This window comes from uncultured Bacteroides sp., from assembly GCF_910585845.1.
In the GTDB taxonomy this organism is placed as follows: Bacteria; Bacteroidota; Bacteroidia; order Bacteroidales; family Bacteroidaceae; genus Bacteroides.
In genome coordinates this window covers 1-25,830 of the sequence record NZ_CAJUHF010000001.1, presented here as the reverse complement: position 1 = coordinate 25,830, position 25,830 = coordinate 1, and the positions used below count along the sequence as shown (strand labels likewise).

15 protein-coding genes are annotated in these 25,830 nt (G+C 46.3%); 9 read left to right on the top strand and 6 right to left on the bottom strand.

The window, feature by feature from the left end:
• Positions 1 to 19 precede the first annotated feature (19 nt).
• From QZ323_RS00075 to QZ323_RS00065, 3 genes are all read right to left on the bottom strand, one after another.
• Entirely contained in the window at positions 20 to 2,866 is a 2,847-nt protein-coding gene (locus QZ323_RS00075; protein WP_294631887.1) for an RHS repeat protein, read from the bottom strand.
• A 194-nt stretch (positions 2,867 to 3,060) separates the two neighbouring features.
• Positions 3,061 to 3,168, bottom strand: coding sequence for a smalltalk protein (locus QZ323_RS00070; RefSeq protein ID WP_294631886.1), 108 nt, complete (start codon positions 3,166 to 3,168; stop codon positions 3,061 to 3,063).
• 43 nt (positions 3,169 to 3,211) lie between these two features.
• Positions 3,212 to 3,757, bottom strand: a complete 546-nt coding sequence (locus QZ323_RS00065) for a DNA-binding protein (RefSeq protein WP_294631885.1) — start codon at positions 3,755 to 3,757, stop codon at positions 3,212 to 3,214.
• A gap of 323 nt (positions 3,758 to 4,080) precedes the next feature.
• On the opposite strand from QZ323_RS00065, the gene QZ323_RS00060 reads away from it, so the two are divergent.
• Positions 4,081 to 4,320, top strand: a complete 240-nt coding sequence (locus QZ323_RS00060) for a DUF4248 domain-containing protein (protein ID WP_294631884.1) — start codon at positions 4,081 to 4,083, stop codon at positions 4,318 to 4,320.
• A gap of 192 nt (positions 4,321 to 4,512) precedes the next feature.
• Here the strand turns inward: QZ323_RS00060 and QZ323_RS00055 are convergent, their stop codons facing one another.
• Together QZ323_RS00055 and QZ323_RS00050 are read right to left on the bottom strand one after the other, a co-directional pair.
• Positions 4,513 to 6,318, bottom strand: a complete 1,806-nt coding sequence (locus QZ323_RS00055) for a DnaB-like helicase C-terminal domain-containing protein (protein WP_294631883.1) — start codon at positions 6,316 to 6,318, stop codon at positions 4,513 to 4,515.
• A gap of 166 nt (positions 6,319 to 6,484) precedes the next feature.
• The gene (locus QZ323_RS00050; protein ID WP_294631882.1) at positions 6,485 to 7,735 is read right to left on the bottom strand and encodes a hypothetical protein; all 1,251 of its coding nucleotides are present in this window, start codon (positions 7,733 to 7,735) and stop codon (positions 6,485 to 6,487) included.
• A 787-nt stretch (positions 7,736 to 8,522) separates the two neighbouring features.
• Between QZ323_RS00050 and QZ323_RS00045 the strand changes: the two genes are divergently transcribed.
• From QZ323_RS00045 to QZ323_RS00030, 4 genes are all read left to right on the top strand, one after another.
• Positions 8,523 to 9,098, top strand: coding sequence for an XRE family transcriptional regulator (locus QZ323_RS00045; protein WP_294631881.1), 576 nt, complete (start codon positions 8,523 to 8,525; stop codon positions 9,096 to 9,098).
• A 25-nt stretch (positions 9,099 to 9,123) separates the two neighbouring features.
• Complete coding sequence (locus tag QZ323_RS00040; RefSeq protein ID WP_294631880.1) at positions 9,124 to 10,770, top strand: AMP-binding protein; 1,647 nt, start codon at positions 9,124 to 9,126, stop codon at positions 10,768 to 10,770.
• Positions 10,771 to 10,976: 206 nt separating this feature from the next.
• On the top strand, positions 10,977 to 12,395 hold the full coding sequence (gene ahcY / locus QZ323_RS00035; RefSeq protein WP_294631879.1) for an adenosylhomocysteinase: 1,419 nt from the start codon (positions 10,977 to 10,979) through the stop codon (positions 12,393 to 12,395).
• 110 nt (positions 12,396 to 12,505) lie between these two features.
• Positions 12,506 to 15,013, top strand: a complete 2,508-nt coding sequence (locus tag QZ323_RS00030) for a YfhO family protein (RefSeq protein ID WP_294631878.1) — start codon at positions 12,506 to 12,508, stop codon at positions 15,011 to 15,013.
• Between the two features lie 814 nt (positions 15,014 to 15,827).
• Here the strand turns inward: QZ323_RS00030 and QZ323_RS00025 are convergent.
• Positions 15,828 to 17,105: a phage integrase SAM-like domain-containing protein gene (locus QZ323_RS00025; protein WP_294631877.1), complete on the bottom strand. Its 1,278-nt coding sequence runs from the start codon at positions 17,103 to 17,105 to the stop codon at positions 15,828 to 15,830.
• A 521-nt stretch (positions 17,106 to 17,626) separates the two neighbouring features.
• Between QZ323_RS00025 and QZ323_RS00020 the strand changes: the two genes are divergently transcribed.
• From QZ323_RS00020 to QZ323_RS00005, 4 genes are all read left to right on the top strand, one after another.
• Positions 17,627 to 17,842 (top strand): helix-turn-helix transcriptional regulator, encoded by a 216-nt coding sequence (locus QZ323_RS00020; protein WP_008767280.1) that lies wholly within the window; start codon positions 17,627 to 17,629, stop codon positions 17,840 to 17,842.
• Positions 17,839 to 19,485 (top strand): RNA-binding domain-containing protein, encoded by a 1,647-nt coding sequence (locus QZ323_RS00015; RefSeq protein WP_289753948.1) that lies wholly within the window; start codon positions 17,839 to 17,841, stop codon positions 19,483 to 19,485. The genes QZ323_RS00020 and QZ323_RS00015 overlap by 4 nt, the downstream gene beginning before the upstream one ends.
• The gene (locus tag QZ323_RS00010) at positions 19,482 to 22,850 is read left to right on the top strand and encodes a helicase-related protein (RefSeq protein WP_294631876.1); all 3,369 of its coding nucleotides are present in this window, start codon (positions 19,482 to 19,484) and stop codon (positions 22,848 to 22,850) included. Before QZ323_RS00015 ends, QZ323_RS00010 begins: the two co-directional genes overlap by 4 nt.
• Positions 22,816 to 25,830, top strand: a 3,015-nt coding sequence (locus QZ323_RS00005; RefSeq protein WP_294631875.1) for an N-6 DNA methylase, incomplete at its 3' end; no start/stop codon positions are given. The genes QZ323_RS00010 and QZ323_RS00005, both read left to right, overlap by 35 nt.

The window sequence follows — 25,830 nt, the reverse complement described above, 5'->3', positions numbered from 1 at the left end:
ATATTCATTCTTTGTTGCATTACTGTTTATATTGATATTGATAAGTCTCTACTGTCCCGTTGGTGTCGGCTATTTGTTTCAGGCGTCCCATTGCATCGTATGAATAAGTCTTTTTATATCCATTCGGTGTGGTCTCTGTAGCTATTCCAACGGAAGGAATATAGGTGTAAGTAGTGACTAAGGCATTGGACAAAAGAGAACGGATGTTGTTCATTTGTACCTGAGTAGGTGCGATACCGGAAGCCATTGATGAGATTGTGCGTTCTCCTATTTTCATCGATACTTCACTATAAGTCAGCCCTTCGATCCGTGCTATGGGATAACGGTAGTTATATCCCCATAGGATGACAATTTTCCGGTTGTCGGACGTAGTCAGGTATTGCGGATTTCCTTTGCTGTCATATTTCTCGTAATGTACCAGTGTCCTGTTTGCATTGTTACCTTTTTGCCGGCTGATGCTGGCCGGCAAGAACTTTTCTCCCGTTTGCAGATAGGCGGTAAGGTCGGTGGACAACAAGGCGGAGTTGCAATACTCTTCTTTCTTGATAGGAGTGTCCACATAATTGTTCGCAACCATATTACTATATACTGTCCCGGCTTGCTGAAAGGGATAATAAGTCTTAGTAGTATAGTTATCACCATCGCTATTGACGGTTGCAACTGTTATAGGTTGCAAATTACGCAGTTGAGGGTCGTACTGATAAGTACGGGTAGTGACCACATTCCGCTCATGGTCGGTTGTCTTTACGCTTGTCAGTTTTCGCAGTTTCCTATAACCTCGCACCTCCGTATATACGATGGAATTATAAAATGCATCCATGCTGGCATAAGGGGCACAGCTGGAGGGAGAGTTTTCGTAATAAATCACCCCTATGCCCATTCTTCCCAAGCGTACACCGATGGAGATGGAATCATGAGGAGGTACAAGTTCCGTATATTCATATTCTTCCGTCAATTGTTTGACATAGGTTCCGTTATCGTTCTTGAAGAAAGTCTTTTCTTTCAGTAAAGCCGGGACTGTTCCTTCGTCATTGTTGTAAAGACCGGAATAAAAACGTAAAGGTATGGGGATAGGTGTATCGTAGATCTCGGCTCCGGGATAACTGCTTTCAAAGTCTTGTATGAACTTATAAACGGTTTTTCCGGTATTGAACGATTTATTTCCGCTGTACTCTGTCACTTTACCGTAGAAGACAGGACTTCCGCTCCAACCGGTAAGGGGAAGGATGGGGGAAGCTACGGCAATCTGGTGCAGGTTGCCTCTGGATTGATAGGCTCCATTTTCTTGTCGTATGAAATAAAGAAAATAATCATCGTAAGCGAACAACTCGTCCAATATCTCCATCGTAGCTTCTTCTAATTCATATTCGTAAGTCTTTTGTTCCAGAATAATGCCATTGTGGTCTTTATTGATAATTTCCATAATCCTCAATCCGCCGATGTATGATTTTGTTCCAGTCCGGTTAGTTTCATAGTTGAAGGTAGTGCTACCTCCTGTCGGGTATTGAATTGACTTCAGAATACACATCTGCATATATAAGGGAGAAGCTGCCCGGTCTGCCAGACCTGAACTTGGGAACACACCGGTGGGAATCATATTATAATTCTGTGTCCCGTTGTAATATCCCCAGTAGTCCTCGCGGCAATATGTCTCTGACGCATTTCCTGTAAGGGCAGCATTGTAATGTTCCGGAGGCGTTGTCGCATCGTATGAGAATACATAGTTGTCGGTTATGCCATCGGTTGTATTACCTTTTATGGAAAGACCGGCAAGTCTCATCCTGTAGTTAGAGGGACGGCTACCAAAGTACATGTTGTTATTGAATGTCACATATCTGACAATCGAATTGTTGTCTTTCACTGTTATAGAGTTCAGACGTTCTTTCTGTGTATCCAGCCTATCTTTGGTATAACTGAAAGTTATGTTGACATTGTTCCAGCAGATAGAACTTAACATGGGGACGTTGTATGAGTATCTTGGCATGGATACCTCTCCACCAAAACCACCGTTGGTTTCATGCGCGATATATTGTTGACCTGTTCCTTGACTATAGGTAACTTCATTCCCCCTGTGCAGGTACTGAGACCGATATCTTATTGTATAGGTATCTCCTGTAGTGTATGAAAGAGTTATTACATTTTTGCGTCCCGCGGTTTCTATCTTAGTCAGATACCAAGCACTGGAATAACTGTATAGAGTAGGCGAGAAGCATAATTCTTTTGCTTCAAAGTGGTAAGTTGTACCGTCAGTATCGATTATCTTATACCCGTTGGTTGTCCTTTCTATTTTTATAGGTTCATGAGGAATGGTAAAAGGGGTTTCGTTGTAGACATTATAACGGAAGATACCGGCTTTGCCTGCAAAGTTGTAACCGTAACGATCCGATTCGTAGTCATATTCGGGAGCATTTGCAAATACACGATTCCACAACATTGGGTCCATAGCCGATTGTGAAAGGTTTCTTTCCACATCTTTCATGTTTTTAAAAAATATCCGATAGTTACGGCCTTCATAATCGGGCATTCCGCATACTGTCCGTGTTATCACTCCCCCTGCATTCAATGTCCATCCCAATCCTACGGAACCGGAAACATCCAGTACTTTAATGCCCGAAGCATGATATGAAATGGAGATAGGAAGCTCATAATCTCCAGTATTCAAGGTGTAGATGGGAATTTCTATTTTAGGGACTCCTGTGGAATAATCTACCGGATACTCCCCATAACGGGTATAGGCAGCGGATTGTGGACTGGGGTGAAATGTGGCTTTCAGTAACTGGTCGGCTACTCCGCTTTGTGCCCTCAAGAAAGAGAGCGGGAATAGACAAAATATGAGTAGATAGTAAATTTTATGATTTGTTGTCATCGCTGTATGAATTTAAAAGTAAATAGAATAATTATAACCAGTTGGCGGAATTAAGTAATTAATAGAGTGCATAATAAAAAGTTGCACATGACTGCTTCTGCCGTTTTGCAGACAGAAGCAGCATACTGCAATAAATGATTAAAAATTTAATTAAAAGCCTGTTTGCTACTCCTTTACTAAGAGCCAGGCAGATCCTAAAGATGGGGTGTCATCGCCTGTACCCCCAGCGCACTGGCGATGGCGGCAATGACGGTTCCGATCACTTTCAGGATGGTTTTCCAGTTTTCTTTGCTTATTTTCATGATGTCGTGTTTTTTAAAGCTTCGCAAGCGAAACTTGAGTTAATTATCCGAACGGATTCTCGTCTACATTTCCAGAACCTCCTTCATTGCCAGTGCCTCCTTCATTTCCGGAGCCACTTTCACTGCCGGAACCGCCTTCACTTCCGGAACCGCTACCGCCATCGGCCGTCACCAGTTCGAACTCAATGTTGTTCGGAGCGCCCTTGGTGGTGGCGTTGGTGTCGTTCACTAACCGGAGGGAGCTGTCCGCCATGAAGCGGATGTTGACGCGCCGGATGTTCTTCACCGTGCAGCTCTTGGCCTCTTCGGCAGGCGTGCAACTGAAGGTGGTGCGGAACAGTCCCAGACCGTTCACTTTCACCGTGTTGCCGTCCGTCAGGATCTGTCGGATACTTCGGATGAGTCCGCGTGCCACGTGCAGCACGTCTTCGGCTGACATGCCGCCCAAGGCTTCGATGTCGGCGGCGATTCGTTCCAAATCGTAGGTCTTGGCATCTTTGGGTTTGCGTACCAAGGTGTAGACCAGCGGGGAGTTCTTGTCCCCGATTTTCTTGCGGCGCTGTATGCGCATTACTAAAGCTTTTGCCATAATCGTGTAATTTTTTGTTTGTTGTTGGAATCGGTTCGGCGTTCCTCCCGTGCAGGCTTCGGAAACCGGGTCCGCGGCACCTCTTTCCCTTGCTTGCTGACGCAAAGATACGACATGTGAAATTGGGGAAATCAGGTTTTGTCAGGTTCTGTCAGGTTTTGTCGGGATATGACAGGATATGACAGGTTTTGTCAGGTTTTGTCAGGTTTCGTCAGGTTTCGTGTGCATAAAACCGTGAAAAAAGTTGACTATTCCACGCTTTTTTTGTATATTTGTAACAGAGGAAAGCGGTGTTTCCCCATCAAACTAAAAGCGACAAGACAATGAAAAAGGAAGAAGTGACAGAAACAGAATTCGAGCTGCGCAGTTATGGCAAGAGGGAACTGGCAGCGAGATACAATCCAAGGATTGGCGAAGAAAGTGCGGTCAGGATGCTGAACCGCTGGATTAAAGTGCAGCCCAGCCTGCTCGAAGCATTGAAGCAGACCGGGCTGAATCCGTGTGCCAAGTGTTATACACCGGCGCAGGTCAAACTGATTGTCGAGGCGTTGGGCGCTCCTTGATCGAGATTGTGAGTTTTTATTTGAGTTTTTAAGAGCCTGTTTAAATTTTGTTCAGCTTTCTTTTGAGAGTTCTTTTTGAGGATGTTTTTCTGTTTTTATGAGGAGCATAGCGGGCTATGTGACGAATAAAAAGAGGAAAACAGACCGAAAAGAAACTCTAAAGAAGCTGAATAAAAACTTTTTGAAGAAAATTTAAACAGGCTCTAAAACCTCTTCCCAGAAACTTTCGGGGTATTCCACATCAAAGATTTCGCGGCTGTTGCCGTCCGGTCGTTCGCGGCAGGGCTGGTAGCGGCCGCAGTCTTTGTTGTAGGTGAAGCAGCAGTGCCCGGGTTCGCCGAGGTGCCGGAAGCGCACTTTCTCCACATGCACGCGGGTGAGGTCCGCCCCGCGGTCGCGTTCCACTACGAAACAGTAGTCGCACTTGTTGGCGAAGTCGGCTGAGCCGTTGATGTCGTTCATCTCCACGCGGCGCAGTTCGCCCGTGGAGGTGCGGTTCACCTTGCGCGGATGGGCTACGAGAATGACGAGACAGCGGTTCTGCACGGCGAAGCGGCTCAGGCGGTTCAGCAGGTCGGAGATGTACTGCAGTTCGGTCTGTCCCGGGGCGAGCGGCTGTTCCAGGCGGTTCAGGGGATCGATGACGAGGATACGTATACCCTTGCGCACTACCATCTGGCGGGCAGTGTGCAGCACGCGCTCCAGGGTGTAGGCCTCGATGCCGGGTTGCAGGTGGAAGATGTTTTCGCTGAGCCATTCCATGACCTGCTTCACGAACTGCGGTTCCAGTCCCGAACTGCGGCGGAACTTCCCTCCGGCGATGCGTTCGATAAGCTTGCACTGGTGCAGGGCGAGCGGTTGGTTTTCGGGGCTGAAGAAGAGGGTCTTCCAGTCGTGCAGCATGCCCAGACGGGTGACCAGCTCGTCTACGAACTCCGACTTTCCGTCGCCGGGACGTCCGGTGACCACGAGCAGGCGCCCGGTCTCGAAGGTGCACAGGCGGTCGAAGTTGGGCAGACCCGTCCCGGCGCCACGTGTCAGTCCGTTCTCGAAGAGGGCTTGCAGCTCCTCGCGCATGTCGTTGGCAGTCACCACGCCTTCTATGGGCGGTTCGGCAGCGGCGTCGAGACAGCGCAACAGGCTTTCGCGTCCGTGTTTGAGCAGTTCCTCGTTGGCGTCCTTGCATCCGGGACTGAAGGTGACGATGCGGCACCGTTCTTCGCCGAAACGGCGCATCAGTTCGTGGCGCATCTTCAGTCCGTTCGTGTCGTTGTCCGTGGCGAGGAAGATGGTCTTCTTGTCGTCGAAGTGGCTCTCGACGAAGCGGTCCAGCCAGGTGGAGTTGGTGTTGCCTCCGGCGGGCACGGAGATGACGGGGGTGCGCCCCACTTCGTGCAGGGTCAGGGCGTCTATCTCCCCCTCCACGATGTAGCATTCGGAGTGTCCGAGCAGCGAGTCGAGGTTGTAGGGGATGAGTTCGGCGCCTTTCACCATCTTGAAGCCCTTCTGCAGGGTGCGGAACTTGGTGTTCACGAGCCGTCCGTCTTCGAAGTAGTTGAAGCCGATGCAGAGTTCGGGATCGTTGGCGCCGTTTCCTGTGGCGGCGGGCATGATTTCGTATTGTCCGGTCACCTTCAGTTCGCGCAGGGTCCGGAGGCTCAGTCCCCGGCGGCTCGTCAGGTAGTCGGCGATGGGGGCAGGCAGGTTGAGGTTGGCCTCCACGAAGGTGGGGCGGACGTAGCGTTTGGCGGCTGCGTGGGCTTCGCGCTCCTGGCGTTGACGGTCGAGGTGCTGCCGGCGGAGGCGCTCTTCCTCAAGGTCGGGGACGCGGAAGCGCGCCTCGCAGTGGAAGCAGTAGCACCAGCCGGTGTCTATGTCCACAGAGAGTGATTTGTCTTCGGGGTGTGTCCGGGTGTCTTTGCACTTGGGACAGGTGGTTCTTATTTTGCCACTGATGTGGCCGCCGGTGTCGATGCCGGCTTGGCTGAAGTTTCTCATGGGTCCTTTGGAAATTGAAAGTTGAAAATGGAAAATGGAAAATTGCCCCGGGCTTTGTGTCCGATTCCTGTGGGGTTTATGTCCGATTCCCGTGGGGTTTTCCGGTCAGATGCGGGGCAACGTTCCGGCAAACCCCAGGGGATGTGGCGGCAAATGCGGCGGGTTTTTATCCGTACTCCGGCTCCCAACGCTTCAGGCGGTCATTCCACAGGGAGTGGCCGTCGGGACGTGGAGGGGCGTTGTCGGGGATGGGGCGACCGTTGTACATGCGGCGTCCTCCCAGCCGCTGCTCGTGGCGGTAGGGGTTGTCGGACGGGGACATGTCGCGCCGTTCGAGCTCCAGTAGCTGGTTGTGCAGCTCCTTCGAGGTGACGGGGTGGGTGACGAAGGAGATGAAATAGCTCGTCACGTCCTCCTGGGTGAGGAGTCTGTCTCCCCGTCCGAAGGCGATGATGTGCTCGGCGAACAGCTCTTTGGCCCGGTCGAAGTGCTTCATCAGCAGGACACCGAAACCGCTTTTCATGCAGGCTATCTCGACCCATTGCCTGTCGGTGCCCAAGTGCGCCACGTATTGCTGCCAGGAGCGGACGGGCGGCAGGGACGGAGGGGCAGACGGGACGTTCCGGTTGTTCACCGCCTTTTCCGCCTTTCCCTCTTTTTCTTCTTCTTCTTTTTCTGTAGAAGAAATAATTTTTCTTTCTTTCTCTTTTTCTTTTTTTATATATATGGACGTGTTTGTGTTGCTTGTTTCAAAGAGATTGTATGCAAATTCTTGTTTATCAGTGCGTTCTGGCTGTTTATTTGATGCTTTTTTCACTCGTTTTCCGCTGTTTTCCGCTTGTTTTCCGTCAAAAAACGCTTGTTTTTCATTAAAAATCGCTTGTTTTTCGTCATTTTTCGTTCGTTTTTTGCCATTTTCCGCTTGTTTTCCGCTGTTTTTTGATGGATTTTCATCGTTTTTCATCGGATTTTCGTCAGAAATGGACGGATTTTCGCTGTTTTTTGATTCGGTTCTGCTACTTTTTGCTTCGGTTCCGCTGTTTTTTGATTCAGTTCCGCAGCTCTTCCGGCTTGTCTTGTTTCCTCTTTTCGGCTTGGTGGGCGTGTCTCCGAAGATTAGTTCTTCGCCGTTCGTCTCTCCTTCGCATTTCAGTCTCAGGGGGATGATATATCCTCTTTCAATCTCGAACAGGCCGGATTCCAGCACCACTTGTTGCATCAGCCTGTAGGTGTAATACTTGGTTGCAAAGGGCTTCAAATCTTCCAATCGGCAACACTTCCGGGGGAAGTAGGACAGTTTTTCGCGGATATACCAATACAATCCATAACCTTTACCGTGCAGCTTTTCCTCCAGCACATGTATTCGCGGGTCGAACGACGCCGCGATGGGATGGGTGAAATAGAAGTTCGTCGTCATTGTTCTTTCTCCTTTCTGAAAAAAAAAGTTCGTAAAATGTTGTTTTTTTGGAGACATACGGGTGGCTGTTCCGACTTTCTTTCAGGAACTACCTTTGGCTATTCGCCGATGTACGTCTTGGGCGGGTGACATCAGATGGCTGTCACCGGGCCAGTGAAAAACAAACTCCTATGGTGTTAGAATTAGCTTGCATTCACGGTTAGAAGCAGATATCCCAGTTCATTGCGCTCCGTCTTCGGGGACTCCATGCGAGGGACGGAACTAATCTCTAATGCGGATTATAGAATTATCCTTAAACGAGGTAAATTTACCACTTGAATTTCTAAAAACCAAATCACGCAGCGTTTTTTAGCTCAAAAGCACAAGTTCTTTATACTTTTTAACTTTATAGAAGCAAAAGGAGAGAAAACTCCGCCTGTTCTCCCGTCTATTGCCGTATAAAATCCGGTATTCAATTAAGAGCCTGTTTAAATTTAGGTTGAATAAAATTTAAACAGGCTCTAAATTCCGCCAACGGATATGCGCTATTTTAATTCCGCCAACAGGTTAATTTAATTTCGCCAATAGGTTATCTGTATGAAAACACATCAGGAAATCATAAAAGATAATGTAAAGACTATATCGAAGTTAAATAGAAATATTCAAAAGAAATATTCAATAAATGACAGAAATCCGCCGGCTTTATCAGAACTTTTCTTCCCATATCCTTGCAACAAGTAAAAGTTTACTGTATTTTTGCAATTTAACAATTATGATTTATAACTTTTAGTCCCTAAATTCTATCATTATGGATACCAGCAAGATTGTCGGAGAAAAAATCAAGTCTCTCCGCGAAAGCCAGTCCATCAGCATGGAACAATTGGCTGAACGTTCCGGCTTAGCCGTGGAACAGATTGAACGTATAGAAAACAACATCGACCTGCCCTCATTGGCTCCGCTCATCAAGATAGCCCGCGTGCTGGGCGTCCGGCTGGGCACATTCCTCGACGATCAGGACGAGACAGGACCCGCCATCTGCCGCAAGACGGAAGCCAAAGACACCATCAGCTTCTCCAACAATGCCATACAGAGCCGTAAGCACATGGAGTATCATTCCCTCTCCAAGTCGAAAGCCGACCGACACATGGAGCCTTTCATCATCGACGTGGCCGCCACCGAAGACAATGATTTCGTGCTCTCCTCACACGAAGGCGAAGAGTTCATCATGGTCATGGAAGGGGTCATGGAAATCAGTTACGGCAAAAACACCTACCTGCTCGAAGAAGGAGACAGCATCTACTACGACTCTATCGTGCCGCATCACGTACACGCATACAAAGGGCAGGCAGCAAAGATACTTGCAGTAATTTATACTCCGATCTGAAAACAATTGACAATTATCAATTGCTATGCTATACGAAAGAACCCTCGGCCAATGGCTGGAACACTGGGCGGAAACCACGCCCGACAAAGAATATATCGTCTATTCCGACCGTAACCTGCGTTTCACCTGGAAGCAGTTCAACCAACGGGTGGACGACATGGCAAAAGGACTGGCTGCCATAGGAGTGGAGCACGGCACACACGTGGGCTTGTGGGCCGCCAATGTGCCCGACTGGCTCACCATACTCTATGCATGCGCCAAGATAGGCGCGGTGGCCGTCACCGTAAACACCAACTACAAGCAGCATGAACTGGAATACCTGTGCGAGAACTCGGACATGCACACCCTCTGCATCGTCAATGGCGAGAAAGACAGCGACTTCGTGCAGATGACCTACACCATGCTGCCGGAACTGAAGACCTGCCAACGCGGACACCTGAAGAGCGAACGCTTCCCGCACATGAAGAACGTAATCTACGTGGGACAGGAGAAGCACCGCGGCATGTACAACACCGCAGAAATCCTGCTCCTGGGCGACAACGTGGAAGACAATCGTCTGGAAGAACTCAAAAGCCGGGTCAGCTGCCATGACGTAGTCAACATGCAATACACTTCCGGCACCACCGGATTCCCCAAAGGCGTGATGCTGACCCACTATAACATCGCCAACAACGGATACCTGACAGGCGAACACATGAAATTCACTGCCGACGACAAGCTCTGCGTCTGCGTCCCCCTGTTCCACTGTTTCGGTGTGGTGCTCGCCACGATGAACTGCCTGACACACGGTTGCACGGAAGTGATGGTGGAACGGTTCAATCCTTTAGTGGTGCTTGCCTCCATACACAAGGAACGCTGCACGGCACTCTATGGCGTACCCACTATGTTCATTGCCGAACTGAACCACCCGATGTTCGACATGTTCGATATGTCGAGCCTGCGTACGGGCATCATGGCCGGCTCGCTCTGCCCCGTAGAGCTGATGAAACAGGTGGAAGAGAAGATGTTCATGAAAGTGACCAGCGTCTACGGGCTGACCGAAGCCGCGCCGGGCATGACCGCCACACGCATCGACGACCCGTTCGAGGTGCGCTGCAATACCGTTGGGCGGGATTTTGAACACACCGAAGTCCGGGTCATCGATCCTGAGACCGGACTGGAATGTCCCGTAGGCGTGCAAGGAGAGATGTGTAACCGAGGATACAACACCATGAAAGGTTACTACAAGAATCCGCAGGCCACGGCGGAAGTCATCGACAAAGACGGATTCCTGCACTCCGGCGACCTCGGCATCAAAGACGAGGACGGCAACTACCGCATCACCGGACGCATCAAGGACATGATCATCCGCGGCGGCGAGAACATCTACCCGCGCGAGATCGAAGAGTTCCTCTACCAGCTGGAAGGCGTAAAGGATGTGCAGGTGGCAGGCATACCGTCAAAGAAATATGGCGAAGAAGTAGGCGCTTTCATCATCCTGCACGAGGGAGTGGACATGCAAGAATCTGACGTAAGAGACTTCTGCATGGGAAAAATTTCGCGCTACAAAATACCGAAATATGTCTTTTTCGTTGACGAGTTCCCCATGACGGGCAGCGGTAAGATACAGAAGTTCAAGTTGAAGGATCTGGGCGTAGCGCTATGTGAGAAACAAGGAATCACGATCATCTGAGAGGGATATGCCAACCTTTGCGAAAGAAATGCATTAACTCTTGTGAGAGGGATGCATTAACTCTTGTGAGGGGAATACGTTAACTCCTGTGAGAGGGATACGCCAGTTCCCGCAATGAATGCAGGTTAAAAAAGATAAAGAGCTTTTGCCCTACCACTCAGAATGTTCTATCTTTGCAACACTTTTATTTTAAATTAGTAAGAAACATGTCCAAAGAATTATTCTCTACTCTGCCCTATAAGGTGGCAGACATTACGCTTGCCGACTTCGGTCGCAAGGAAATCGATCTGGCAGAACAAGAAATGCCCGGCCTCATGGCTCTTCGCGAAAAGTATGGAGAAACAAAACCGCTGAAAGGTGCCCGCATCATGGGCTCCCTGCACATGACCATCCAGACAGCCGTGCTGATCGAAACCCTCGTGAAACTGGGTGCGGAAGTACGCTGGTGTTCCTGCAACATATACTCCACACAAGACCATGCCGCTGCCGCCATTGCCGCCTCAGGCGTATCCGTGTTTGCCTGGAAAGGCGAGACACTGGAAGACTACTGGTGGTGTACGCTTCAGGCACTGAACTTCCCCGGCGGCAAAGGCCCGACGGTGATCGTGGACGACGGCGGCGACGCCACCATGATGATACACGTGGGACATGAAGCCGAAAGCAATGCCTCCATCTTGGACAAGGAAGCCCATGCGGAAGACGAAATCGAACTGAACGCCATTCTGAAACGTGTATTGGCAGAAGACCCCACACGTTGGCATCGCGTAGCTGCTGAAGTGCGTGGCGTGTCCGAAGAGACCACCACCGGTGTACACCGTCTGTATCAGATGCAGGAAGAAGGCAAACTGTTGTTCCCGGCATTCAACGTGAACGACTCTGTGACGAAATCGAAGTTCGACAACCTGTACGGTTGCCGCGAATCGCTTGCCGACGGCATCAAGCGTGCCACGGACGTAATGATTGCCGGCAAGGTAGTAGTCGTATGCGGCTACGGCGACGTGGGTAAGGGCTGCTCACACTCCATGCGTTCATACGGCGCCCGTGTGCTGGTGACGGAAGTAGACCCTATCTGCGCCCTGCAAGCTGCTATGGAAGGTTTTGAGGTTGTCACGATGGAAGATGCCTGCACCCAAGGCAATATCTTTGTCACCACCACCGGCAACATCGACATCGTCCGCATCGACCACATGGAGAAAATGAAAGACCAAGCCATCGTCTGCAATATCGGTCACTTCGACAACGAAATCCAGGTAGATGCGCTCAAGCATTACCCTGGCATCAAGTGTGTCAACATCAAGCCGCAGGTAGACCGCTACTATTTCCCCGACGGACACAGCATCATCCTGCTTGCCGACGGTCGTCTGGTCAACTTGGGTTGCGCCACCGGACATCCTTCTTTCGTCATGAGCAACTCGTTCACCAACCAGACCCTGGCACAGATCGAATTGTTCAACAAGAAATATGAAACCGGTGTTTACCGCTTGCCCAAACATCTCGACGAAGAAGTGGCACGCCTGCACCTCGAAAAGATCGGCGTGAAGCTGACCAAACTGACTCCCGAACAAGCCGCCTACATCGGCGTAAGCGTAGACGGACCGTATAAGGCTGAACACTATCGTTATTAAAATAAGTGGAAAATGGAAAATGGAAAGGTGAAAATGGAAAATTATTCTCCATTCTTCATTCTCCATTCTCCATTTTCCACTTTCCATTTTCCACTTTCCATTTTTATACAATGAAGAAGATCCTTCCCGACCTACTGGTCATTCTTGTTTATGCAGTTCTTTCGTTCGCCTATTTCTTCCCGGCAGATATCGAGGGACGCATTCTTTTCCAACATGATACTGCTGCCGGTGCCGGTGCCGGACAAGAAGCGGCAAAATATCATGAGGAAACCGGCGAATATACACGCTGGACAAACTCACTGTTCGGCGGCATGCCTACCTATCAGATAGCCCCCAGTTACGAATCGACCCGGCCACTGACATGGATACAGAAAGCCTACCAACTGTTCCTTCCCTCCTACGTGAACCTGACTTTCATCCTGATGCTGGGTTTCTTCATCCTGTTGCGCGTATTCGGCATACCGTCGTGGTTGGCAGGTTTGGGCGGAGTGATGTGGGCTTTCTCTTCCTACTTCTTCATCCTGATCTCTGCCGGACACATCTGGAAGTTCATCACACTGGCATACATCCCCCCTACAATAGCCGGTATCGTGCTGGCATATCGGGGGAAGTATCTGGCGGGAGGCGTCGTCACGGCACTGTTCGTTGCCCTGCAAATCTTGTCGAACCATGTGCAGATGAGCTATTACTTCCTGTTCGTCATCCTGTTCATCGTAGGCGCCTACCTTGAGGATGCATGGCGCAACAAGACATTACCGCAGTTCTGCAAAGCCAGCGGCGTGCTTGCCATAGCCGCCCTCATCGGCGTATGCATCAATCTGTCGAACCTGTACCACACCTATAAGTACAGCAAAGAGACCATGCGCAGCAAAAGCGAGCTTGTCACAACCGGCGACGCCGCCAAGCAGACCAGCAGCGGACTGGATCGCGACTACATCACGCACTGGAGCTATGGCATCGGCGAAACCTGGACCCTTTTGGTGCCCAACTTCAAAGGCGGTGCTTCCGTTCCCCTTGCTGCCAACGAGACCGCAATGGAGAAGGCTAATCCGATGTACGTCAGCCTCTATCAGCAGCTGTCCCAATACTTTGGAGACCAGCCCATGACGTCGGGTCCTGTCTATGTGGGTGCTTTCGTACTGTTCCTTTTCATCTTGGGTTGTTTCATTGTCAAAGGGCCGTTGAAGTGGGCACTGCTCGGAGCCACGTGCTTCTCCATCGTCCTGGCATGGGGAAAGAACTTCATGCCGCTGACGGATTTCTTTATCGACTACATCCCCATGTATAGCAAGTTCCGTGCTGTGTCGTCCATCCTTGTCATTGCAGAATTCACGATTCCTCTGCTTGCCATCTTCACCCTGAAAGAGATACTGGAAGAGCCGAAGATACTGAAAAGGGAACTGAAATTTGTCGGTATCAGCCTCGGGCTGACGGCAGGCGTAGCTTTGATTCTGACTATCATGCCTGGCGCTTTCAGCTCTTCGTTTATCCCCGCGCAGGAAGCGCGAATGTTGCAGAACGCGGTCAGTCAGGGAATGATTCCCCAAGAAGAATTGTCCGGCATACTGGCCAACTTAGGAGAGATGCGTGCCTCGATGGTCAGTTCCGACGCATTGCGCAGTTTCTTCATCATCGTGATTGGCTGCATACTGTTGTGGCTCTACTACGGCAGAAAGCTCAAAAAAGAGATCGTGATTGCGGGTATTGCTATCCTCTGCATAACGGATATGTGGGGAGTCAACAAGCGTTACTTGCACGACGGCCAGTTTATCTCCCGTTCCGCACAGACCGATACATTCAAGAAAACGGCTACCGACGAGCAAATCCTGCAGGATCCCGATCCTAACTATCGTGTCTTCAGTCTTTCCAACGATGCATTCAGCGAGAACAGGACTTCTTACTGGCACAAAAGCGTGGCAGGTTATCATGCCGCCAAGCTGCGCCGCTATCAGGAGATGATAGAACACCACATTACCCCCGAAATGCAAGCCGCTTATCAAGCTATCGTCAGCACCGGCGGAGAGATGGACAGCGTGGATGCTTCCAAATTCCGTGTACTGAACATGCTGAACACGAAATACTTCATTCTTCCCGTCGGACAGGGGCAGACCGTTTCTGTCATGAATCCGCATGCCAACGGTAATGCTTGGTTTGTAGATAAGATAGAGTATGTGGACAATGCCAATCAGGAGATCGATGCCCTGCATGCCATATTGCCCACCGAGACAGCCGTAGTGGATGTCCGTTTCAAGGGAATGCTGAAAGATATGACGGTTTCTTACAAGGACAGTCTCTCAAGCATCCGTCTGGCAAGCTACGAACCGAATCGCCTGGTCTACGAAACAGACAATGCAAAAGACGGCATAGCCGTATTCTCCGAAATCTATTATCCGGATGGCTGGATAGCCACTATTGACGGAGAAAAGGCCGACATTGCTCGCGCTGACTACATCTTGCGTTCGATGTACGTCCCTGCCGGACAGCATACCATCGAAATGCGCTTCGATCCGAAGAGCCTGCATGTGACGGAAGGTATCGCTTATGCGGCACTGGCACTGATGGTTATCGGAATTATGGCATTAGTTATCGTGTATCGGAGGAAAGTAAGTCTGCGCTAATTCTTTTTTTAGGCAGAAGAGGGAAAAGATGCATTTCCTTCCCTGTTTTCCTGATATAAAAGAGTGAATAATAGGGGTCATAATGCCCAAATTGAAAGAATTAGTGTGTGTCATAATGCCCAAATTGACAAAACTTAAGGGTGTATCATAATGCTCAAATTAGAAGAATTGAGGTTGTCAAAAGGCATTATGACACACCCTCCATTTTTTCAAAAAAGGAGTTTTGGCACACCTTCATTTTTCGTAAAAAGAGAACTATGACACCATTTCTTTTAGAGAGCCAATAGCTCTTGAGGCTTCAGCATTTTTCAGGAAGGATTACAATTGGTTATTCCACAAAAATAGTCTTGTATCTGCCTTTAAGGCATCCATATTGCACCAAGAAAAGCCGTCCCCTCTCCTCACGGATATGGAACGGCACAGTCAATAATACATGAAAAAAAACGCTATTTAGAGAGAGAGTCTCTACAAATTCTGATAAAGCAGTCCAAAGATTCCTCCAAACATCAAACAGGGGAAAGAATAAGTACAACTATTATCCTCTGTTCTCCTTGCACTACTTTCTATTCGAATACAAAGGTACAGGAAAGAAAGAAAAACTAAAAATAAAATCTACGAAAGATGATGTTTTCTCGATGAAAAAGCCTAAAATGTGTTCCAGTAATTTTGAAGTTGATATTTTCTCTGTAACCACTTCTTTTCTATAAAATCTACCTTATAATCCATATCCATTATGTTAGGAAATTATTGATATAACAAAAATAGTAAAGAATCTCCATAATCCAATAAACCATAGAGATTCTTTTAAACCTACTTACTTCTGGAGACCACTGCCAAACACATATTTAAGAACTTTAGAATTAGCTTCATTCTCAATCTTAAAGTCTCTTTCAATGTATATGTCTGTGACTTTCATGGCTTCATCTATGTGGTTTAGTGCTGCATGGACTGTATATTTGTCTATACCTGCCTTATTGACTGCCAAGGTAGCCCAACTATGGCGGGCTGCGTAGTATTCCAAATCATCTATTTGCAAGATTTCTCCAATTTGTTTCAAGCCGTAGTTGATAGCCTTATTGAAACCATCTGCTGTAGAATAGTGCTTATAGAAGTTGAACACCCTCTTACCTGTCCTATCTCTGTATTTCTCCACTAAAGGTTTGATAATACCCGTCAGTTTTACTTTCATCTTGGCTTTGTCATTTCTCCGCTCTGAGGTTTTAGCTCTATAATAGATGATTATATCATCCTTGATTTCCTCACATGAATATAAATCAGCAGAGTTCATGCCTATCAATCCAAAAGAAAGGATAAAATAGTCTTTTGCAAGATTAAACCTGCCTACTTTCTCCCTGCCTTTGCCATCAAGAAGATAAGGCATTTTGTATATCCTTAATATGTCTTCCGCAGAAATAGCCCTTTTCCTTATGGCTTCTTGTTTGGGAATCTTGAAGTTCTCAAATGGAGAATGAGGGATGAGAATTATATCCCTATCATAGTCATTATACTGCTTCTTTGCTTCATTAAATAAATGCCTGGTACTGCCAAGATATAAAGAAACCACCCTGTTGGATGGAATCCTTTTACCTTGTTTCTTAAACATTTTTATTCTTTCTTCTCTCTTCCTGACAAGATAGTCTATAAACTCTTTAAGTAAAGAAGTTGTCAGTTGCTGGATAACTAATTTGTCTTTTCCAAGGAACTGCACAAAGGCATTGATGGCTGATGTATAGTTCTCAGCACCTTTAATAGTGGCATGAGCTATCCATTCTCTACTAAACTGGATGAAGTCAATCTCTTGGGATTTCTTTTGTTCTCCCTTCAAGAGGGTTATAATTTCATCCAAGATATAGTGGTTTATATCAATTTGCAGTTTGGTGCATTCCTCTTGATAGTGCCTTACTATGGCATCTGCTTCTTGGATGAACTTGGGATTCTTTAGCTTGAAAGACTTGGTTAAGTCCTCTTGCCTGACAAAGATGTTGGTTTCCAGCCTTTTGACCTCTCTATTATAGGTCATTCTAATCTTCACATTGTATGTACCATCGCTTTTCTGTTTGTTTTTTAGTATCTCTGCTTTGAATGTCAGCATGTTATCTCAAATAATTAGGGAACAACAATAGACCAACATTAGCTGATTTCAGATGAATTTCTGTCAACATTCATAAACTGATGATAAAAAGAAAACTCCCATAAGCCTTTAACTTACAGGAGTTTATCGGTGGACCAGCCTGGGCTTGAACCAGGGACCTCCAGATTATGAGAACGATAATGTGATATTCTGCGATAGCTCGCTTAACCAATCTTGATTGAATATCAGTTAGTTGCAAAATTCGCTATCCTCTATAAGACTCATTAAATACCCCTAACTGAAACCGTTTGTTTACGCATTGTTTACGCAGAATTGAGAGAGGGAGTGAAGAAAAGTGGATATTGTTATTGCCTCATTTGAATGGGAGATATAGAATCCCATCCTTTCCATATATTCTGCTATAAACAAGAAATAAGATTGATGTTATTGCCAATTATTTATAATAAGATGCTCTTTTTTGATGTATTTCATCTTGATTCTCAGGGTTTATTTGTATCTTTACACCGAAAAGAATGTCTTTTATGGAAAAAGAAATGATTAACAGGCTGAAGATAGTGCTTGCCGAAGAACAAAAAAGCAGTAAGTGGCTGGCAGAACAATTAGGAAAAGATCGGGCTACTGTCTCCAAATGGGTGACGAATACCATGCAGCCTGACGCAAGAAACCTCCTACGTATAGCAGAGGCTTTGAATATTGATGCAGGTAGACTGCTCAACCAAAAACATTTGAAGAAATGAAGGAAATAGATATTATTCAACAGATAAAGTCAGGTGAGGTTAGTAAGGTGCAGTTCAAAGAGCGGCTCCTTGATAATTATGACATCGGTTGTGAACTGGTGGCATTCAGCAATGCACGTGGTGGCACATTGGTTGTTGGCGTGAAGGACAAAACTGGCAGCATCAATCCGTTGTCGTATTTGGAAGTGCAGGAAACCACGAATACACTTGGCAATATCGCATCAGAGAATGTTGTCCCTGCCATCCTTGTGGACGTGGAAACCATTTCAGTAGATGGCGGAAGTCTTGTCTTGGCTCATATTAAAGAAGGGGTGAATAAACCTTACCATGACAATCGGGGTATTGTGTGGGTGAAGAACGGTGCCGACAAGCGCAAGGTGTTCGATAATGTCGAACTTGCCGAGATGATGACCGACTGCGGCAGTTTCTCGCCTGATGAAGCAGGGGTTCGGGATGCTACGATTAAGGACTTGGACGAGAATACCATCAAAACCTTCCTAAGCAACAAGTTTGAAAAAGTATTAGTGAGAAAAGGGCTCGTGGGCGATGCTTTACGCGAAGCCTCTTTGGATACTGTCTGCTCCGCTATTGCCAGCGGCCACGATGGAGAGAAACTGCTGCGTAACCTACGCTTCATTCGTTATGATGGAAAAATCACAATGGCCGCAATGTTATTGTTTGGCAAGTATACCCAGCGTTGGCTTCCGGTAATGACAGCAAAGTGTATCTGCTTCGTTGGCAACAATCTCGGCGGTACACAATTTCGTGATAAAGTGAATGATGCCGACATTGAAGGCAATCTGCTTCATCAGTTTGAGACTATTATGGATTTCTTCACCCGAAACTTACGCCATATACAGGTTGGGGATGAATTTAACTCGCAAGGTGTATTGGAGATTCCATACATCAGCCTTGTTGAGTTCACCGTAAATGCTTTAGTGCATCGCTCGCTGAATGCGACAGCCCCTATTCGCATCTTCATTTTTGACGACAGGGTGGAGATACATAGTCCCGGAACTCTTCCAAATGGGCTTACCGTGGATGATATTGTTGTGGGAACCTCCATGCCACGCAATATGTTCCTCTTCACAAATGCCATCCATTTGCTCCCCTACACAGGAGCAGGTAGTGGTATGCTTCGTGCCTTGTCTGAGGATATGAATGTCTCGTTCACCAATAACGATAGGACAAATGAGTTCGTGATTACTATAAATAGGCCAGTAGGTAACCAAGTTAGCGAAAAAAGTAACCAAGCTAGCAATAAAAGTAACCAAGTTAATGGCAACTTAGACACTAAACTTGGACGCTATGACACCAACTTAGACACCGGACTTAGACACTTAGACACCAACCCTGACACAGGACTTGGACACTCCAACACAGACTTAGACACTAACTCTGAAACTCTCAATGACTACTTAGACACCAAGCGTCCTAAAATAACAAATAAGCAAAAAGACATTGTAAATTTCTGTAGTGTGCCACGCAGCAGCAAGGAAATTCTTGATAGAATAGGAGTAACAAATCATAGCAAGAATAGACAAACATATATAATGTCGCTTGTAGAGGCAGGCTATCTTGAAATGACCAATCCAGAACATCCTAATGCGAGTAACCAAAAATATAGGAGGCACAAGAAATGAACGAATCACTCATTCAAACAAACTCACATATATTTACCAACAAGAATGGTAACACGCTGATGCGTGAATTTGAGGGAGTACTCAGCAACAATCCTTCAATAAAGAACCTTGATGCTATGGTTGGATTCCTCCGAGCATCAGGCTATTTTTCTTTGCGCCCATTTTTGGACAACATCAATAAGGCCCGTGTCCTAATTGGTATTGACGTGGATAAATATATTGTTGAAGCTGTACGCCAAGGAAAAATGTTTTTTGGTGCAGAGGAAGAAGTAAAGGAGGACTGCTTACGACAAATACGTCGAGACATAGAAAATTCCGGATACAAAAAGGAAGTAGAAGACGGTATATTCCAAATGGTCAAGGATTTGTTAGACGGGAAATTGGAACTTCGTGCCCATCCATCCAAGAAAATCCATGCAAAGATGTACGTACTCTATCCCGATGGCTTTAACCAATACACACAAGGTATGCTTATTACGGGATCAAGCAATCTCTCCGGGAACGGTTTGGGTATTACAACCGACAAGCAATATGAGTTTAATGTCAAAATGGCTCAATATGACGATGTGAAATTTGCCAAGGATGAGTTTGAAGAACTTTGGAAAGAGGCAGAGGGGTGCGAGATTACAGCAGAAGAACTTAAAACAAGTATTGAGCGTACCTATCTCAAAGGGGATGTTTCTCCATACGATCTCTATATAAAGATGTTGATGGAATACTTTTCTGACCGAGTCATGGAGTCTGACAACGAAAATGCTGTGGATGTTCCTGATGGGTATACGAAATACGATTATCAAATGGATGCTGTAATAGAAGGTTATCAAAAACTTCTGCGATATGACGGTTTTTTTCTCGCTGATGTTGTTGGTCTAGGGAAAACGGTTATTGCCACCATGATTGCAAAGAAATTTCTTTTGGAAAATGGCAGGGATAATACAAAAATTCTTGTCGTGTATCCTCCAGCTGTTGAGCAAAACTGGAAAACAACCTTCAAAGACTTTGGTATTGACAAGTACACCAAGTTCATTACCAATGGCAGTTTGAACAAAGTGCTTGATGAAGACAACTATGACTATTGGAACGCGGACGAATACGACCTAGTCCTTGTAGACGAGGCACACAAGTTTCGCTCTCACACAACAAACGCTTTCGAGCAGTTGCAAGAAATCTGCAAGATGCCACGCATCAACCAAGGTCATATCGAGGGCTATAAAAAAAAGGTGATGCTTATTTCGGCAACTCCTATGAATAACTCACCAGCTGACATTTACAATGAGATTCTCCTTTTTCAGGACCCACGACACTGTACCATTGATGGGGTGGCTAATCTTACGGCATTTTTTAGTCCGCTCATCAAGGAGTTCAAGCGATTTCGTAATGAGCCAGAGTTTGATTTGACCAAATTCAAGAAACTGGCAGAACAAGTGCGTGACCGCATCATAAAGCCTCTGTCTGTTCGTCGTACCCGTACCGACATCGAAAGTGTGCCACGCTACAACAAAGATGTGAATGGCTTCCCAAAGGTGGAGCGTCCAATAGAAAGTCGTTATGAACTGAACGAACATTTGGCAGATTTGTTTGAGAAAGCTATGCTCACGCTGACAAAGGAACTGAGTTATGCTCGTTATCAAGCTATTGCTTATTTGAAGCCTGAAGCAGCAAATGGTTTATATGACAATGCAGAAACCATCAGCCGCTCTTTGGCTGGAATTCGTAAGAATGGACTGGTAAAGCGTCTGGAAAGCAGTTTCCATGCGTTCCAAGTTTCTATTGAGAACTTCAAGATTGCCAATCAGAACATGATTGACATGTTCAACAACAATAAGGTGTTCGTTGCTCCAGACCTTGATATCAACAACTTGTTGGCAGCAGGATGGAGCGAGGAAGAAATTGAGGAAAAACTGAATGCAAAGGCGCAGGACAACCCGAAGAATGCAAAGTTTACGGCAAATGATTTCCGCCCAGAATTCATTGATCTGCTTCGAGCAGACCAGGAGATTCTTGAACAAATGTACATAGACTGGTCGATTGTGACAGATGCTGATGATTCAAAGTTTGCCAAGTTCAATGAACTGTTGAAACATGAGTTATTCAAGGTTGAGCGTAATCCCGAGCAAAAACTTGTTGTGTTCTCAGAGTCTGTAGATACCGTAGAGTATCTTGCGAAACGCATTAACCGCAAAGACGTATTGGTTATCTCTGCTAAGAATCGCAGCAACCTCTTCAAGACCATTCGAGAGAACTTTGATGCCAACTTCAAGAACAAGCTCAACGACTACAATATCATCCTTACCACGGACGTACTAGCAGAGGGCATCAACTTGCACCGCTCAAATGTAATAGTCAACTATGATACGCCATGGAACTCTACACGACTGATGCAACGCATTGGACGTGTGAACCGTATCGGTTCTGCATCGAAAAACATTTATAACTACGTGTTTTACCCATCACGTCAGGGTAACAGGGAGATCAATCTTAATCAGATTGTCCTAAGTAAAATCCAGACATTCCACTCTACATTTGGAGAGGATAATCAGATTTACTCACAAAACGAGGTGATAGACCGCAACCTGAGCAAGCTCTTTGATGAGGCGATGAAAGAGCAAAAGAAAGACCTTAACCAAGAGTTGCCTTATTATGAAGAACTACGCACATTGTATAAGACCAATCGCCGTGAGTATAACCGAATAGCTAAACTGTCACTTCGTAGTCGTACAGGCCGTGCGTCACGTGCAGTTAACGGTGTAACTTTGTCCGGCGATACTCTCGTGTTTTTAAAAACCAACTTCCGTAAAGTGTTCTTCCTCGTATCAGAGAATGCGAAAGAACTTTCTGTGCTTGACGCATTGAAATACTTCAAGGCTACACCTGAAGAGCTGGCTGTGGAACGCATAGAGCAACACCACAACCATGTTGAGAAAGCGTTGCGCAAGTTCCACACCATACAAGAGGAAGAAATCAAAAATCAAGAATTTGGTCAAGACGATCCTTCAAGTCGTGGCGCACAGGTCAGTACCGCACTTAACCTGCTCTCTAATTTCATGCGTGAGATTGACGACAGCGAATTGTATCTGAAAGTCGCTCAACTGAAAACACTTGCAGAACGCGGAGTTATCACTTACATCTCCAAGCGTTTACAACGAATTCAGAAAGACCTACGCCGTGTTAGTGGCAAAGCACGCATGACACACGATGAAGCCTTGAACGAGATTATACAGATGGCAAATAAATATGCCCCATACTACATGGCAGAGGCAGAAATGCTGAAACAGATAGAATCGGAAGCCGAAATCATATTATCTGAATCATTTAAAGAAGCAAACTTATATGGATTACAAAGAAGTTATCGAGACAAGATATAATCGTGAAGCATGGCAAAAGTTGCTTTACGACATCTTTCACAACAAAGTACAGTTTTGGCGCACTCCAATATCAATAAAAGTGAATAGCCGTCTGGCAAAAGAGGCACTAAGTTTGGGTAAAATTTCTCTCTCAGACGGTGAAACTATAGCCGTCTATGAGGTAGAACTCAACGACAAAGTAGATATTGAGCGTAACCGTCGTGGTATTCGCGATATGCTCACTTCCGACTGGCGCAATATGGGTTATGCCGGCGCTTTCGTCTTTGGCTACCGTAAAGACGAAAGTGTATTGCGTTTCTCTTATGTCAGTGAAACATGGGGATTCAACAAGCAGGGTGAATACGAGAAAGTATCTACCGACACCATGCGCTACACTTATCTATTGGGAAAAGGACGTGGATGCCGTACTGCTATCGACCAGTTTACAACCTTAAAGAGCAGCAAACAGACACTGAGCGACATCACGGCAGCGTTCTCTGTGGAAGCTCTCACCAAGCAGTTCTATGGTGAACTGTTCGACTGGTATCTGTGGGCTATAGCCCCTGCTACAGGTATCTCTTTCCCGAACAACACTTCCATTGAAGATGATGACAGAGAAGATATAGAAACAAAGATTATTCGCATGATAACCCGTATCATGTTCGTTTGGTTTATCAAGCAGAAAAATCTTGTGCCCAATCGTTTGTTCGATCCTGAGTATATTCATACGATACTGAAAGATTTTGATGAAAAAAGCACTACCAATGGTAATTACTACAATGCTATTCTTCAAAATCTTTTCTTTGCAACGCTCAACCGTGCAATTGAGGATGAGGAGGGTAATAAACGCAAATTTGCCACTGCATCTAAACGAGACATCAAAACACTCTATCGCTACGAAGAATTGTTCACTATTTCTGAGCAGCAAGTGATTGACATGTTCGCAGAAGTACCGTTCCTAAACGGTGGCCTCTTTGAGTGCCTTGATAAGACAAAGACCATTGATGGTGTGGAACAAGCATACAACTTTGATGGTTTTAGTCGTAACGACCGCACTTTTGCAGATGGTCGCTATCGCTATCGTGCTGTTGTTCCTAATGCTTTATTCTTTGATGAGAAACGAGGTCTCTTCTCCATTCTTAACAAGTATAACTTCACCGTTGAGGAGAACACGCCTGAGGAACAACAAGTTGCACTTGACCCTGAACTATTGGGTAAAGTATTTGAGAATCTGCTCGGTGCATACAATCCTGAGACAAAGGAAACTGCTCGCAATCAAAGCGGCTCTTTCTATACACCTCGTGAGATTGTAAAGTACATGGTCGATGAAAGTCTGATTGCATATTTGGGAGAATCAGACTTCAACCGCTCATTGTTTGCTCCTAACTTCAAATATGAAGCAGCTCATGTGGAAGAGTATAAATCAATTGCTGAAAAGTTGAAAGCTGTCAAAGTGCTTGACCCAGCTTGCGGCTCAGGTGCATTTCCAATGGGATTGCTCAACCGTATGGCAGAGGTACTTCAGCGCATCGAGCCTAATACAAACGTGTATGAACAGAAACTGGCTATTATTGAGAACTGCCTCTACGGTAGTGATATTCAGAGTATAGCTGCGCAGATTACCAAGTTGCGCTTCTTTATTTCACTCATTGTAGATTGTGAGCGTGATGCCTCCAAACCAAACTTTGGAATACCTACATTGCCAAACCTTGAAACCAAGTTTGTCGCCGCCAACTCTCTCATTGCTAAGAAAAAGCAAGATATACAACGTAATCTTTTTGAAAATCCGGAGATTGAGCCTACTAAGGAAGAGCTTGCAAAGGTGCGCCATGAGCACTTCATGGCAAAATCAGCTTCCGCCAAGCGTCGACTGCGTGAGAAAGACCAGGAACTACGCAAGAAGTTGGCAAAGCTCTTGGCTGATGACAATAATTTTGCACCAGAAGATGCAATACAACTTGCCGCATGGAATCCTTACGACCAGAATGCAGTGAGCAAGTTCTTTGACCCCGAATGGATGTTTGGGCTTTCAGAACATCCGTTTGATATTGTCATTGGTAATCCACCGTATATCCAGTTACAAAACAACGGTGGCGAGCTAGCGAAACTGTATGCGGACTGCGGATATAAGACATTCGCACGCACAGGTGACATTTATTGTCTTTTCTATGAGCGTGGTCAGCAACTTCTAAAGGATGGTGGACACCTCTGCTACATCACATCCAACAAGTGGATGCGTGCAGGTTATGGCGAGAAAACCCGTGATTTCTTTGCTAAAAGCACCAATCCGCAACTGCTTATAGACTTTGCAGGAGTGAAAATTTTTGAAAGCGCGACTGTTGATACCAACATCCTACTTTTTTCTAAATCTGCCAACCAGCACAAGACATGGTGCGCAGTCACCAATAAGCAAAACAAGGATAGCGTAAAGAATTTGAGCGTTTTTGTGCAGCAACAGGGCGTGGAGTGTGACTTCTCTTCATCTGATTCATGGGTGATTCTTTCGCCCATTGAGCAGAGTATTAAGAGAAAAATAGAGGCGGTGGGAACACCGTTGAAGGATTGGGATATTCAAATTAACTATGGTATTAAGACAGGCTTTAATGATGCGTTTATTATCAACACAGAAAAACGCGAAGAAATTTTGTCGAATTGTCAGACGGATGAAGAACGTTCCCATACTGCTGAACTTATTCGACCGATTCTTCGTGGCAGGGACATCAAGAGGTATGGGTATGAGTGGGCTGATAAGTACCTTATAGCAACATTCCCGTCCCGTCACTATGACATAGAACAGTACCCAGCAGTAAAACAGTATCTTCTTTCGTTCGGAAAAGAAAGGCTGGAACAGACAGGTAAGACCTATACAATCAATGGTGAAAAGGTTAAGGCTCGCAAGAAAACCAACAACAAGTGGTTTGAAACGCAAGATAGTATCAATTATTGGGAGGATTTTTATAAACCAAAATTGTTCTATGCTGATATTACCCAACGCTTGAAC

Coding starts and splice junctions, on each gene's coding strand:
- QZ323_RS00075 (WP_294631887.1), bottom strand. CDS start 2,866: ATGACAACAAATCATAAAATTTACTATCTACTCATATTTTGTCTATTC.
- QZ323_RS00070 (WP_294631886.1), bottom strand. CDS start 3,168: ATGAAAATAAGCAAAGAAAACTGGAAAACCATCCTGAAAGTGATCGGA.
- QZ323_RS00065 (WP_294631885.1), bottom strand. CDS start 3,757: ATGGCAAAAGCTTTAGTAATGCGCATACAGCGCCGCAAGAAAATCGGG.
- QZ323_RS00060 (WP_294631884.1), top strand. CDS start 4,081: ATGAAAAAGGAAGAAGTGACAGAAACAGAATTCGAGCTGCGCAGTTAT.
- QZ323_RS00055 (WP_294631883.1), bottom strand. CDS start 6,318: ATGAGAAACTTCAGCCAAGCCGGCATCGACACCGGCGGCCACATCAGT.
- QZ323_RS00050 (WP_294631882.1), bottom strand. CDS start 7,735: ATGACGACGAACTTCTATTTCACCCATCCCATCGCGGCGTCGTTCGAC.
- QZ323_RS00045 (WP_294631881.1), top strand. CDS start 8,523: ATGGATACCAGCAAGATTGTCGGAGAAAAAATCAAGTCTCTCCGCGAA.
- QZ323_RS00040 (WP_294631880.1), top strand. CDS start 9,124: ATGCTATACGAAAGAACCCTCGGCCAATGGCTGGAACACTGGGCGGAA.
- ahcY (WP_294631879.1), top strand. CDS start 10,977: ATGTCCAAAGAATTATTCTCTACTCTGCCCTATAAGGTGGCAGACATT.
- QZ323_RS00030 (WP_294631878.1), top strand. CDS start 12,506: ATGAAGAAGATCCTTCCCGACCTACTGGTCATTCTTGTTTATGCAGTT.
- QZ323_RS00025 (WP_294631877.1), bottom strand. CDS start 17,105: ATGCTGACATTCAAAGCAGAGATACTAAAAAACAAACAGAAAAGCGAT.
- QZ323_RS00020 (WP_008767280.1), top strand. CDS start 17,627: ATGGAAAAAGAAATGATTAACAGGCTGAAGATAGTGCTTGCCGAAGAA.
- QZ323_RS00015 (WP_289753948.1), top strand. CDS start 17,839: ATGAAGGAAATAGATATTATTCAACAGATAAAGTCAGGTGAGGTTAGT.
- QZ323_RS00010 (WP_294631876.1), top strand. CDS start 19,482: ATGAACGAATCACTCATTCAAACAAACTCACATATATTTACCAACAAG.